Source organism: Bacillus glycinifermentans, from assembly GCF_001042475.2.
GTDB classification, from domain to species: domain Bacteria; phylum Bacillota; class Bacilli; order Bacillales; family Bacillaceae; genus Bacillus; species Bacillus glycinifermentans.
The window spans coordinates 1-13,059 of sequence record NZ_LECW02000012.1 but is presented as its reverse complement, the minus strand read 5'-3'; the positions used below and the strand labels follow the sequence as shown (position 1 = coordinate 13,059).

14 protein-coding genes and 1 riboswitch are annotated in these 13,059 nt (G+C 45.2%); of the genes, 6 read left to right on the top strand and 8 right to left on the bottom strand.

Annotated features, from left to right (window positions below; translation table 11 throughout):
* Positions 1-79: 79 nt before the first annotated feature.
* Positions 80-1,288: an NO-inducible flavohemoprotein gene (gene hmpA, locus AB447_RS08065; protein ID WP_048354724.1), complete on the bottom strand. Its 1,209-nt coding sequence runs from the start codon at positions 1,286-1,288 to the stop codon at positions 80-82.
* A gap of 101 nt (positions 1,289-1,389) precedes the next feature.
* Complete coding sequence (gene cudC / locus AB447_RS08060) at positions 1,390-1,944, bottom strand: choline uptake/conversion transcriptional regulator CudC (RefSeq protein ID WP_048354723.1); 555 nt, start codon at positions 1,942-1,944, stop codon at positions 1,390-1,392.
* Between the two features lie 321 nt (positions 1,945-2,265).
* On the opposite strand from cudC, the gene betB reads away from it, so the two are divergent.
* The 3 genes from betB (at position 2,266) to AB447_RS08045 (ending at position 5,660) form a co-directional block, all read left to right on the top strand.
* Complete coding sequence (gene betB / locus AB447_RS08055) at positions 2,266-3,738, top strand: betaine-aldehyde dehydrogenase (RefSeq protein WP_048354722.1); 1,473 nt, start codon at positions 2,266-2,268, stop codon at positions 3,736-3,738.
* Positions 3,739-3,755: 17 nt separating this feature from the next.
* Positions 3,756-4,964: an iron-containing alcohol dehydrogenase gene (locus tag AB447_RS08050; protein WP_048354721.1), complete on the top strand. Its 1,209-nt coding sequence runs from the start codon at positions 3,756-3,758 to the stop codon at positions 4,962-4,964.
* A 114-nt stretch (positions 4,965-5,078) separates the two neighbouring features.
* A complete protein-coding gene (locus AB447_RS08045; RefSeq protein ID WP_048354720.1) occupies positions 5,079-5,660 on the top strand; it encodes an MOSC domain-containing protein in 582 nt (193 codons plus the stop codon).
* 52 nt (positions 5,661-5,712) lie between these two features.
* Here the strand turns inward: AB447_RS08045 and AB447_RS08040 are convergent, their stop codons facing one another.
* The 5 genes from AB447_RS08040 to AB447_RS08025 form a co-directional block, all read right to left on the bottom strand.
* On the bottom strand, positions 5,713-6,198 hold the full coding sequence (locus tag AB447_RS08040; RefSeq protein WP_048354719.1) for a DinB family protein: 486 nt from the start codon (positions 6,196-6,198) through the stop codon (positions 5,713-5,715).
* A gap of 126 nt (positions 6,199-6,324) precedes the next feature.
* On the bottom strand, positions 6,325-6,972 hold the full coding sequence (pcp, locus tag AB447_RS08035) for a pyroglutamyl-peptidase I (RefSeq protein WP_048354718.1): 648 nt from the start codon (positions 6,970-6,972) through the stop codon (positions 6,325-6,327).
* Between the two features lie 110 nt (positions 6,973-7,082).
* Positions 7,083-7,211: a hypothetical protein gene (locus AB447_RS27210; RefSeq protein WP_269082056.1), complete on the bottom strand. Its 129-nt coding sequence runs from the start codon at positions 7,209-7,211 to the stop codon at positions 7,083-7,085.
* Positions 7,212-8,324: a response regulator aspartate phosphatase gene (locus AB447_RS08030; RefSeq protein WP_048354717.1), complete on the bottom strand. Its 1,113-nt coding sequence runs from the start codon at positions 8,322-8,324 to the stop codon at positions 7,212-7,214.
* Between the two features lie 231 nt (positions 8,325-8,555).
* Positions 8,556-8,744: a hypothetical protein gene (locus tag AB447_RS08025; protein ID WP_046132335.1), complete on the bottom strand. Its 189-nt coding sequence runs from the start codon at positions 8,742-8,744 to the stop codon at positions 8,556-8,558.
* Positions 8,745-8,902: 158 nt separating this feature from the next.
* Here AB447_RS08025 and AB447_RS08020 point away from each other — a divergent pair, with 158 nt between their 5' ends.
* Together AB447_RS08020 and AB447_RS08015 are read left to right on the top strand one after the other, a co-directional pair.
* Entirely contained in the window at positions 8,903-9,898 is a 996-nt protein-coding gene (locus tag AB447_RS08020) for a processed acidic surface protein (RefSeq protein WP_057957509.1), read from the top strand.
* A gap of 66 nt (positions 9,899-9,964) precedes the next feature.
* Positions 9,965-10,537 carry a class D sortase gene (locus AB447_RS08015; RefSeq protein ID WP_048354746.1) on the top strand — a complete coding sequence of 191 codons (573 nt, stop codon included), beginning with the start codon at positions 9,965-9,967 and terminating at the stop codon, positions 10,535-10,537.
* A gap of 15 nt (positions 10,538-10,552) precedes the next feature.
* Here the strand turns inward: AB447_RS08015 and thiT are convergent, their stop codons facing one another.
* Entirely contained in the window at positions 10,553-11,137 is a 585-nt protein-coding gene (gene thiT, locus AB447_RS08010; protein WP_048354716.1) for an energy-coupled thiamine transporter ThiT, read from the bottom strand.
* Positions 11,138-11,245: 108 nt separating this feature from the next.
* Positions 11,246-11,345: riboswitch (TPP riboswitch) on the bottom strand.
* Positions 11,346-11,502: 157 nt separating this feature from the next.
* Between thiT and AB447_RS08005 the strand changes: the two genes are divergently transcribed.
* Positions 11,503-12,606, top strand: a complete 1,104-nt coding sequence (locus AB447_RS08005; RefSeq protein WP_048354715.1) for a GntR family transcriptional regulator — start codon at positions 11,503-11,505, stop codon at positions 12,604-12,606.
* Positions 12,607-13,059: the final 453 nt, after the last annotated feature.

Below are 13,059 nucleotides of genomic sequence, written 5' to 3'. Positions count from 1 at the left end.
TTTCTAATCCAGCTGCCTGCACCGGACAGAAAACCGAATTCATCTTGTTCTCGCAGACAAGAACGCCCGCATATCCCGCTTATTCCTCTTCTAAAATCGCAACCGGATTAAACACTTCATAATGAATGTTGTTTTTCGGCACACCCCATTGTTTCAGCGCCCCGTTGACGGCTTTCATAAAGGGAATCGGTCCGCAAAAATAAAAATCTGCATCATTTCCCGGGAGGATGGATTGCAGCCACTCTAAGTTGATAAAGCCCTCTTTATCAAAGTTTTGCAAGGAACGGTCTTCAGAAGAAGGCGCTTCATAGCATACAAAAAACCGGATATTCCCGTTCTTTTCAGCCAAATCGGCCACATGTTTTTTAAAGGCGTGAAATTCGCTGTTCTTTGCTGAGTGAATAAATGTCACTTGTCTGTTGGGCTGTTGTTCAGCCGCCTTGTTTAACATGCTTAACAGCGGCGTAATGCCGACGCCGCCGCTGATCAATACAAGCGGCAAATCGGTGCTGCTGATCACGAAATCGCCTGCCGGAGCGGAAAATTTAAGAATATCGCCTGTTTGTACCTGCTGATGCAAGTATGTTGAGACGATGCCTGCCGGTGCGTCTCCGTGCGCATCTTCGCGTTTGACGGACTCTTTGCCAGGGGCGTCGGAAAGGCTGTAATGCCTGATGTGCGTATACGCCTCGCCTTCGATTTCCGCTTTTATCGTCAAATACTGTCCTGCCTCATATGAAGCGATCGGTTGTCCATCCTCAGGCATTAAGTAAAACGATGTAATCAGACTGCTCTCTTTCACCTTTTGATCCACGCGAAAATTCCGGTAGCCTTCCCATCCTCCCGGAAGCTGCTCGGTTTCTTTATAAAGTTTTTGTTCAATATCGATAAAGGCCTTTGCAATTTCGCCGTAAGCTTTTTTCCAGGCTCCAAGTACTTCCTCGGTTGCAGCATCGCCTAATACATCTTTCACCGCTGCGAGCAGCGTTTCGCCGACGATTGGATATTGTTCAGGCTTTACGCCAATTGCCCGATGTTTTTCAGTAATTCTTTTAATGACGGGCTCTAAAGCCTCCAGATGATCGATGTTTTCACCGGCGGCATATACCGTATACGCCAAAGCTTCCTGCTGTATTCCGCGTTTTTGATTGGTCTGGTTGAACATATTATGCAATTCAGGGACTTTTGAAAATAACAATTCGTAAAATCGCTTGCCAATTTCGTGGCTGTGCTCCTTTAGAATGGGCGCTGTCGACTTTACGATTTGAATCGTTTCTTTATCAAGCATCAGGGATCTTCCTCCTTTTCATTTAGTGTTTTAATAAAAAATTGGAATTATGCATAAAAAAAGGTTTTTAGCCGCCATGTCAAGAAGCGGCTAAAAACCTTTTATTTTTTGTCTTCAATCGGAATGAACTTGAATATCTCTCCGGACTGCACTGCTTGTGCGAGTCTCATCAGCCAGTCGTAATACGGCTTTGACTGTTCGAGCTGCTCGTAAAGCGCCTTCGCTTCTTCTTTTACGCTTTGTTCCAGCCCGTCGTCTTCTGCGACATTCTGCAATGCCTGCTGGGCATCTTGAATGGCAGCCAGATTGACCTTTACTTCTCTCTCCCACTTTTGCGGAAAAAAGCTTGTGAAAAATGTAAAGAAATCTTTTTCAGCCACAAAACTGTGTTTTCTTCTTCCTCTGTGAAACGTTTTTTTCACAATATTTAAATCCTGGAGCTTTTTAACGCTCGTGCTCATGCTCGGCTTGCTCATCTGCAACTCTTCCCGCATTTCGTCCAGCGTCATTTCGTCTGAAAGGTACATCGTTCCGTACAAAATGCCCGCACTCCGGGTAATGCCGTACAGATCCATCGTTTCTGCAATCGAATCGATGACTAAATCTTTCGCTTGTGCGATTGCTTCTTTTGCGGAAAGATCACGGGGCTCGTCCATCATTATCCTCCTTTCAAAGGAGCGGAAACATCAATGATAAAGACCCAATCCCCATAAAAATCGGGATCGGTCCTGAAATCCGCGTTAAATTTGTTAAGTAATTTCTTTATGTTCTTTATCTTAACGAAAGATATCAAAAAGTCAAAATTAAATTTTTTTTGAAAACGGCTCAGTCCGCATGAGGCTTGAGATCACATAAAATTCAAACAAATCGTCCGGCCGATTTTTCTTTGACACGGTTTTATACGCATGGTAAATTCAAAGTGTTAAAAACGTTAAATTTTTATTTAACAAACTTTGCGTGATCGGGAGGTTGCTTTTATGAGTCAAACACTTTTCATTGACGGAAAATGGGTGAGCGCTGAAAAAGGCGGTACTCGCAAGATTATTAATCCCTTTAATCAGGAGCATATCGAAACCGTCGGTGAAGGAGACAGAGAAGACGCTGTTAAGGCTATAGCTGCTGCGCGCCGTGCCTTTGATGCAGGCGAATGGTCAAATACAACCGGTCTTGAACGCGGCAATATTATATTGAAGATCGCGGAGCTCATAAGGCGAGATCATGATGAGCTTGCGGAGCTTGAATCGCTCGATACCGGTAAGACGCTGGAAGAAAGCAAAGCCGACATGGATGATATTGCAAACGTATTTCAATATTATGCGGGACTTGCGGATAAGGATGGGGGAGAGATCGTTTCCTCGCCGATTCCGAATTCAAAAAGCGAAATCGTCAGGGAGCCAGTCGGAGTCTGCGGACAAATCACGCCATGGAATTATCCGCTTTTGCAAGCCAGCTGGAAAATCGCTCCCGCTTTGGCAGCCGGAAATACAATCGTTGTAAAGCCGAGCGAGATCACGCCTCTGACAACGATTAAAGTATTTAAATTAATGGAAGAAGCGGGCGTGCCAAAAGGCGTTGCCAACCTCGTCCTCGGACCGGGAGATACGGTAGGCGACGAGCTTGCCAGAAATACGGACGTCGATCTGATCTCATTCACCGGCGGAATTGAAACAGGGAAGAAAATCATGCAGGCAGCAAGCACGAATGTCAAGAAAATCGCCCTTGAGCTCGGCGGGAAAAATCCGAATATTGTGTTTAAAGACGCTGATTTCGATGCCGCGGTTGACCAGGCGCTAAACGCCGTGTTTTTTCACGCCGGCCAAGTCTGCTCTGCGGGCTCCCGGCTGCTCGTGGAAGAATCGATCCACGACGAATTCTTGGAAGAGCTTGTTAAACGTACGAAAAACATCAAGCTTGGCAACGGATTCGCTCCAGAGACGCAGAGCGGTCCGCTCATTTCCGCTGAACACCGAAGCAAAGTGGAACAATACGTGGAAATCGGTCTGAAGGAAGGCGCAAAGCTTGAAACAGGCGGCAAGCGTCCAGAAGATCAAGAGCTGCAGGACGGTTTCTTCTACTTGCCGACGATTTTCTCAGGCTGCCGGCCGGATATGAGAATCGTGCAGGAAGAGGTGTTCGGGCCTGTTTTGACCGTTGAAACATTCCGTACGGAAGAAGAAGCGGCCTCGCTTGCAAATGACACGATCTACGGCCTTGCCGGGGCGGTTTGGACAAACGATATTGAAAAAGCGGAGCGCGTCGCTTCCAAGCTGAGAATGGGCACGGTGTGGATCAATGACTTCCATCCTTACTTTGCTCAGGCGCCGTGGGGCGGATACAAGCAGTCAGGGATCGGCCGCGAGCTTGGCCGAATGGGTCTTGATGAATACACGGAAGTGAAGCACGTTTACCGCAATACAAAACCGGCGGCTGTCAATTGGTTTAAAGCATAAGAGGAGGAGAATCACGAATGACTTTAAATATGAAAGTAGAAGCCATGAACAAATTCCATACGTTTGAAATTCCGACCGTTATTAAGCACGGAATCGGAGCCGTAAAGCATGTCGGGGAAGAAGTGAAAAAGCTTGGCGTCACGAAAGCGCTGCTTGTCACAGACCCGGGCATTCACAAAGCGGGTGTTACAAAACCCGTTGTTGAATCATTGCAAGAAGCCGGCATTGAAGTCGTCGTCTTCAATAAAGTCGAACCTAATCCGCCCGTGCGTCTTGTAGCAGAAGGCTCAAAGCTTTACGCTGAAGAAAACTGCGACGGTCTTGTGGCGGTCGGCGGCGGGAGCTCAATGGATACGGCGAAAGCGATCGGAGTTGAAGCGACTCACGAGGGTACGGTGCTTGATTATGAAGCGGCAGAAGGAAAAAAACCGCTTGAAAACCGGATTCCTCCGCTCACGACGATTCCGACGACAGCAGGTACCGGTTCAGAGGTTACGCAATGGGCGGTGATTACGGATGAAGATCGCGAATTCAAGTTCAATACGGGGGGACCGCTGATCGCGGCGCATTTGACAATCATCGATCCTGAACTGCACGTATCGATGCCTCCCCATGTCACGGCGATGACGGGAGTCGACGCTTTGGCCCATGCGATCGAATGCTATACGATGAAGTTTGCGCAGCCGATCACCGATGCTGTTGCGCTGCTTGCAATTGAATATGCCGCACATTATATCCGCAGGGCGTTTGCCGACGGAGAAGATCTTGAAGCAAGATACGGAATGGCTCAGGCGGCAATGCTTGCAGGCCTTTCCTACGGCAGCGAATCAGCGGGCGCGGCTCACGCGATGAGCCAGACGCTCGGCGGAATCATCCCGGTTGCCCACGGCCAATGCGTTGCCGCAATGATGGGACCTGTGATGGAATACAATTGGAAGGGCTACCCTGAAAAATTTGCGCGCATCGCAAAAGCATTCGGCATTGATACAAGCAACATGACGACGGAAGAAGCGGCAAAAGCCTCCGTCAATTGGATGTATCAGCTTGTAGAGGATTTAGAGATTCCGGGCCTTGAAGAACAAGGCGTATCACCTGATATGATTGAACGCCTTGCAAAAGAGGCGATGAAAGACCCGCAGACGGTCGGAAACCCGAGAGACCTAAATGAACAAGCCTACATTTGGATTTACAAACGCTGTTTTAATAAAACGCCGAAAACTGTATAAGCCCAGCTGAAAACCCGCGTGTGCTCCCGAGCACAGCGGGTTTTTAGCTTGATTTGAAGAAAAAAAGGAAGCATTGTAAAATAATTCTCATATTCAAAAAAGGAGATGGGTTGAATGTGGGAAAGGCGGAAAGCGACGGCGGAGAACGTATACATCGCCGATACCCCGTCATTTGTGACGGAGAAAAAAGAAGAAATTTCGATTGACTACGGAGGGATTCCCGGTGATCTGCATTTCGGCTTGACAAAGACGGCCGGCGCCCGGGAACCGATGTATAAAAAAGGTACGGAGATTTTTAACAGGCGGCAGATTTCGATCGTCTCGGTCGAAGAATGCCTGGCGATTGCCGAAAGGCTAAACATCCCTGCCGTACTTCCGGAATGGCTCGGAGCCAATATCGCATTAAGCGGGTTGCCTCAATTGACGCATGTAAGAGAAGGAAGCAGACTCGTTTTTCCGAGCGGAGCCGCGCTTTTGTGCGAAGGTGAAAATGAACCGTGCATCCAGCCCGGCGAGGTTATTCAAAAACAGTTTCCGGACAAGCCGAAGCTCGCTTCCCGTTTTGTACGCCATGCCATGGGCAGAAGGGGGATCGTTTGTGTCGTTGAACGGCCGGGGGTGATTGCACAAGGCGATCAGGTTGACGTATGGTCGTACTCACCGAACGCCGTAAAAGGCGCAAGATCATTCGCATAAGAAAGAAGGGGAGGTATGGAAAGCCTGATGAACATGCCTCCCGAATGTCTTTTCACGACAATTTCTTTTTGATCTCCTGAATTTGTTTGACATGTCTTTTTTCATGATGGCCGATAAAGTCGATCCATTGTCTTACCGTAAGCTCTTTAAAGACGGAATGAGGAAGCACCCTTTCAAAATCCTCCGCCTGAAGCGTGGCGATTACCGTTGTAAGCTGTGAGCGGGCATGATCCAGTTCGGCTTTGATTGCCAGCGAATCCGTCGTTTTTCTCTCAGGCTCCAAAGAACCTGGTGCTTTTCGTTTGACAGACCGGTCCTCAGACACATGGACCGGCTTGGCTTCAACCGTCCGAAAAGGCGCGCTTCTGATTCGTTCCCTGAATAATCGGGCAGCCTGCAAATCGAGTTTTTTCAGGTGGTCAAGGACTTCCTGAATGCTCCATTCATCTTGTTCGGGCCTTTTGTTGATGTCATCGTCTGACAACCCCCGTATTTCGCTCCATGTTTCTTTTCTGGCTTCATTAAAAATGCTCATCATATCCCCTCCTATTGTCATGTTATTATTGTGAAATCTGGTAAAATAACCAAAATATCTCTTGGGGATAACCGCAGGGAGACTGCTAATACGTGTCGGCACGATCCGGCTTATCCGCCCGAGTTCGAATCAGTCGAGAGAACCGCCTTGTTCACGGATATCGGTTTCATGGCTGGCAGCCGTTAATGCCGCGATGCGCAGCGCTTCGACGATCACGTCAAGGCTAAGGCTCGGTTCTTTTTTATCGATGGTTTGTTCAGGAAGATAGGGAATATGGATAAATCCGCCCCTTGCACCTGATGATGAAAGGGCTAAATGGTGCATTAACCGGTAAAATAAATGATTGCAGACAAAAGTGCCTGCTGAATTTGAGACAGATGCGGGAATCCCGTTGTGCTTCAAGGTTTGTACGATCCGTTTGATCGGGAGAGTTGACCAATAAGCGGCAGGGCCGTCTTGTGCAATGTTTTCATCTATAGGCATCATGCCTTCATTATCGGCGATCCTGGCGTCGTCGATATTAATCGCTATACGTTCGGGTGTGATATGCGGACGCCCGCCGGCTTGCCCCGTACAAATGATAATGTCGGGCTGATGTTTCTCGATCGCTTTCTCCAAAACGTCAGCCGATTTACCGAAAACGGTCGGGATTTTTTCAGCTGCAATGGAAATGTCACGGGCCGTTTCACCATGAAGCCGCTTAACCGCCTCCCAAGCGGGATTGACGGATTCTCCGCCAAAAGGATCAAAACCTGTCAGCAGCACTTTCTTTTTCATATAAATCGCTCCTGAAAAATTGGATTGATATAGGCTGAATAACTCGACTTTTTATAAGGTGCAAAATCCCCATTCAGCTATGCAGTGAATGGGGATTTTGAAGGAAATGTTTAACCGCCTGCTCCGCGAGAAGCCAGAAGGATATTGTCGCTCTTTGAAACAGCTTCGGATGGGTGGTTTGCCAACGAAAAGCTCAGTACCGCCCCTAAAACAGCGGCTGCTAATAAAAACTTTTTCATTTATTCTCCTCCTCTTCCGGCAAGCTTGCTCGCCTTATCAGTTTTAATGTAGAAGTATATGGCTTCTTCATATAGCTTCTTTTCCCTATAATAATTCGCCACGTCCATTAATAATTCCTCTAGATCAACCCAAGCTTTTTCAGTTTCTAACTGGTGAACAAAGTCCTTGATCATTTCCATTTTATTCGGCGGGCTTGTGTATAATGTATGTAAAATTTTGAATTTCAGCTCGAATATTTTGCTGTTCATTTCACGGGACTTTTTAAAGCCTACATCGATCCATTGAAAAGCTTTGTCTTGTGAATCGGTTTTCAAAAGCGATCTTACGGTTTCGTACACACAGAGGAGGTAAGCATATTGGGCCTTCGATTCAAAATCCTTGATGGCAAAAGCTTTATTGTAATATTTAAGCGCTTCCTCATGCTTTTCTTCCTTGCTTTTTAAAAAGCCCATATTATAGTAGGTGTAAGGAAGAAGAAATTGATCGCCGATTTTTTCCGTTCTATCGATCGCTTCATTTAATAAGGCTTCGCTTTCGGAAAATTTAAATTGGTCTATATAATTTAACCCTATCAGCATTTTGCAGTTGATAACCCGCTTGGCATACCCTTCATAGCCCTGAAAAATTCCGGCTGCGATATTGATATGAAGGATCGACAGCCAGGTCGCTTTTAAATTGTAGTACAGCACTCCGATTTTATAGTGGAATTCAGCTTTTTCTATTTCGTTTTGAATCGCTCCGAGCCTTTTTTCCGCTATTCTGAAAAAATTGAGCGCTTCTGTGTGGTTTTGTTTATAATCTTCATAAATCCCTTTAAACAGGTAAAAATAATAGTTCAGTTTATCATCCGTACTCTTCGGATCATTGTCGTGAAACTCGATGGCTTCCAGCTTTTCGGTAGCAGATTGGCTGATATCTTCAAGAAGAAGCCGCAAGCGGAAATCAAGCATCTGATAATAAAGAAGGACGTCCTGATCTTCCTCCATCTCTTCAATTGCTTTATCTATGTCATCTTTCATTTCGATTGAGCGTGAAATGTCTCGTTTCTTCATCAGTATGTACCAGTCGTTCAGCATGTTGGCGACTTCTTGTGAAGCCACGGCTTTGCCCATTCTCTTCCCTCCAATCTTTTGTGAATTTTTTGTAAATTGAAGTTCTATTTATCATAGCATAAATTGCCGTGCCCTGTGAATAATGCCAAAGTGAGAGCTTTTCTTTTTTGAGGATCATTGGCAGCAAAAAAACGGCATTTGCATACGATATTTAAGCGTTTTGTCCCATTTTTACGCGAGATGGGCCTTTTTCGAACGGGAAAGCGAATGACATTCGAATCGTTCCCCGGTCTAAATGGTCATTTTCCAGAAGAAATGCGAAAAGAAAGCAAAAACAACGCCCAACGGAATACAGGAGATCATAACGGTTCCGTCAACGAGTCCGTCAGCTCCGCTTATTTTCAGGGCTTCTCTGTAACCGATCAGGAAATGGATGATCGACAGAACATAGCAAAAGAGCATCATATAGTAAGGATTCACGTTTATACCTCCTCTATTTCGCTATACTATATTACATTCAGCGAGAGCAAAGATTATGACTTTTTTTAAATAGAGAAAACGATTTTGAATTTAATCATGTATTTTTAAAAAATTTCTATTATAATCAAAAGGTAACATATAAATAGGGGGACAATTTTATGAAGAAAAGGATGATGGCGTTTTTGATATGCGCGTTGTTTCTGGTGCCGTCTGCAGAAGCTTTCGCCGCACCGAAACAGTCAGAGCTGAACGAGTATCTTAAAGAAATAGGGATGACAGAAAAAGAATTGGAAGCCTATTTGCAAGATACATATGATGAAAGTTTGAAAGGATTTGAATCGGCGGAGGAGTTAAGAGATTTTCTTGGAGAAAGGCTCGATGAAAAACGGCTTGCTTCATATTTAAAAGATTACGGCTTAAATGAAAAAGAAGCGGTCAAACTTCTCGTTGATAATGGTTATATGGAAGAAGGGCAAAGCATTCTCGATGCCTTCATGTTTGAGTATGAGCTGGATGATGCGCTTTGGAACGTCACAACTGACGAAGGCGACGCGGCAATCGAAAATCCGTTTCGGGAGCTTGGCGTAGACGAACAGGAATGGGAAAAGCTGACTGGGCACCTTATAAGAATCCATAAAAAAAATCCAAATCTTGAAGATGAGTTAATGGCGATTGGGGAGCGTCTTGAAGCGGTTGCCGATTTTGAGACGGTAACAGAGCTGAAAGCGAAAGATATCGCCCAAATGCTGTCTATTTTACACGATCTTCAGCAAACCCTTGAGGTGAAAACGAAATATTATTTAGTCAAGGATGGCAAGAAAAAGGAAGTATCTCTGACGACGCTTGTCAGCGCAGACGAGCTGAAAGGTGCAAGCCTGCTGGTACAAGTTTACGATCTTGAAGGAAATTTCATTTTGGACGTTTTGCTGACGCCTGACATGATTGGATCAGATTTGTTTCATGAAACAGGAACAAAAGTGAAGCAAACCCAAACAGCCGTTCAACATGATGCAAAGAAGCAGCATGTGAAAAAGACGGTGAGGGGGGCAAAGCTTCCAAAAACGGCCGGTCATTATGCGGAATGGTTGATCCTCGGTTTCGCGCTGATCCTCAGCGGGTTTTTCTTGATGAGAAGGCTTCGCAAAGCGGCGTAGACAAAGAGGTGAATTGACATTAGAGCATCCCGTAAAAAAAGGGTAATTTGGCTTTTGGCGATCGCCATGATAATGGCCGGGCTGTATGTTGCAGCTACCAATGCGTTTAAGCTTTTTCAAGGACGCGCACTTTCCGTTGAGCAGCCGTCTGAGAAGAAGCACTCTGAAAAACCGTCTGTTCAAACCGGAAAAAAACAAAAAGCTGAGATTGTGCAAACGTTTGAAACCGGCGAAAAAATCGGCGACCTTGTGATCCCGAAAATAAAGGCGAGGCTTCCGATTTACCACGGAACAGACGAAGACGAGCTGCAAAAGGGAGTGGGGCATTTTGCAGGTTCTGTGCTGCCGGGCGAAGATGACAACTCGGTTCTGTCCGGCCATCGCGACACGATTTTCAGAAGGCTCGGTGAAGTCGGCAAAGGGGACCGGTTAATTGTTGAAGCTGAATATGGAACTTTTACATATAAAGTGAAAAAGGTGAGGATCGTCGATGCGGATGACAGGACCGTTATCGTTCCAAAACCCAGGGCGACATTAACCGTTTCGACCTGCTACCCGTTTGACTTTATAGGCTCTGCCCCGGAGCGGTACGTATTGGTTGCAGAATTAATAAAAACGCAAAAAAAGCGGAACCTATAAGGTGTCCGCTTTTTTTCAACTCTTATCCATGCTCCGTTCCAAAAGCCTCGGTGCCGTCAGCAGCAACAGGCACAGCACGATTGCACAAATGATGAACGACGGGAGCATGTATGTTGCATTATACGTTAATGTATAAATCCAAACCGGCGTCCCTTTAGGCGCAAAATTTCCAAAAAAGACGGCGCCGCTAATGACGTGGGCGAGAAATTTCAGTCCGCTTCCGAAAAAGGCGGCAACCGTAACATATGATACGAGTTTCCCCTTTGCTTTCTCCGCGGCAGATTTTCGGATCGGACCGGCAAATAAACCGCCGATTCCTGCAGCCGTTGGTGCGATAAAATAATCAAGGAAAAACTGTACGGGATGAACCGCATAAAGCTCCCCGGTAACAAACTGCAGCAATCCGGCTAAAAATCCGGTAATCAGTCCGGCTTTCAGCCCCCATCGAAAAGAAATTAAAAAGATCGGGATCATCATGATGGCGATGGAGCCGCCTTGCGGCATTTTTAAAAACATTCCTGAAGCTATGTCCAATACGATTGCGATGCCTGTCATGACGGCGATTTCAATAAGCCGGACAAGTTGTTTTGATTGATTCATTGTAACCCTCACTTTTGATGAACAAAGGGGTACTGGACTTCTTTCCCAATAAAAAAGCAATGCGGGGAAGAAATAGGATAGTTTCCACGCACTGCTTTGGATGCAATAAGTTTTACTTTGCCACATCCCTACGCCAGCGTTAACTAACAGGTTCAAAGGGTCAGAACGGTTTGTTCACTCTCAGCCTGAGGCTCCCCTTGTGGTCATCAAGTTTATTTAGTTGTTTTCTACTATACTAAAAAAAGAAACGAACGACAAGCGTTATTTTTCAAAATTTTTTGCTTAATTTCTCCAATAAGTAGCAATAATTGAAACTTTTCCTTTATAATAGAAATTATTCGTACGTACAAGATGGGGTTGATCTGATGAGTGAACATACAAAATACAGCATGGTCAAAAACCACATTAAATCATGGATATATGAGGGAAAGGTTAAGCCTGGAGAAAAGATTCATTCGGAAAATGAATTGATGAAAATATTCGATGTCAGCAGACATACGATCCGCCAGGCGATCGGCGACTTGGTTCACGAAGGTCTCCTGTATAGGGAGCAGGGGTCGGGAACATACTGTTCACACCGCCTCAGGCCTTCGGAAAAAGGCAGGGAAAGACATAAAATGATCGGCGTGATCACGACCTATTTGTCCGATTATATATTTCCCTACATTATAAGAGGGATCGAATCGACGCTGTCGAGTGAAGGGTACACGCTGATCGTAGCGAGCACGAATAATGACATTGAAAAAGAAAAGCAGTGCCTCGTAAACATGCTTGATAAAGACATTGACGGGTTGATCGTTGAGCCGACGAAAACAGGAAGCTTTAATCCGAATTTAAACTATTACTTGACGCTTGAGCAGCACCACATCCCTTACCTGATGATCAATCAGTTTTACCAGGAGCTGAACCCGCCCCACTTTATTTTGGATGATGAATACGGCGGATTTATAGCGACTGACCATTTGATCAAGCTCGGCCATGAAAGGGTTTTCGGCCTTTTTAAACAGGACGATATGCAAGGCGTCAACCGGATGAAAGGATTTATCCGCGCCTTCAGGGAAAACGGTCTGTCATTTTATCCGGAAATGGTCGTCACCTATGAGACGGAGAACAAAGAGGAAAAGACGATCACTGAAGTGAGAAAGCGTCTGTCTTCACAAGAGCCACCTACCGCGATTTTCTGCTATAATGATCAGATTGCTCTTTTAGTGCTTGACGTGATCAGGGAATTCGGGCTGAAAATACCTGAGAACATATCGATTGTCGGCTATGATGATTCGCATTTAAGCCAGGCGTCGGAGGTTAAGCTGACTTCGGTAACCCATCCGAAGATGCAGATGGGAACCGAAGCGGCAAAATGGATGATCGCGAAAGTGGAAGGAAAGAATATAGATCAGTTAGAACACTCCACAGTATACAAGCCGGAATTGATCGTCAGACAATCGACCGCAAAATTAAAGAACGGTTAAAATACTAAATGAAAGGCTGGATCACTGTCATTGAATTTACGATGATAATCTTTTTAAATTCATGACGATTATAATAAGAAACACGGCCGGGTATAATAAAGAAGAAATGATCTCAGCAAAGCCGGGAAGAAAAGAGTTCGCCTGACATAAAAAACTGCGGTATATTAGAAAAGGACTATTTGCTAACCGCAGCAGCGGGAGTTTTACATCCATTTAACGGGCAGAAAGAATGTAAAGCGGACGATCTGTTCACGCTGATGACTTTATTATTTTTTTAAAAAACTATTGTATTAAATGAAAATAGATGATATATTAATATTCGTCCTTAAAAAGACGGCTTTATAAAACAGCTGATTCAATATTTTTAAAAAAAGTTGTTGACATTCACCTTACTAGAATGTTATATTGATAAAGTCGCTTCTCACCGAAGCGGAAATGATCTTTGAAAACTAA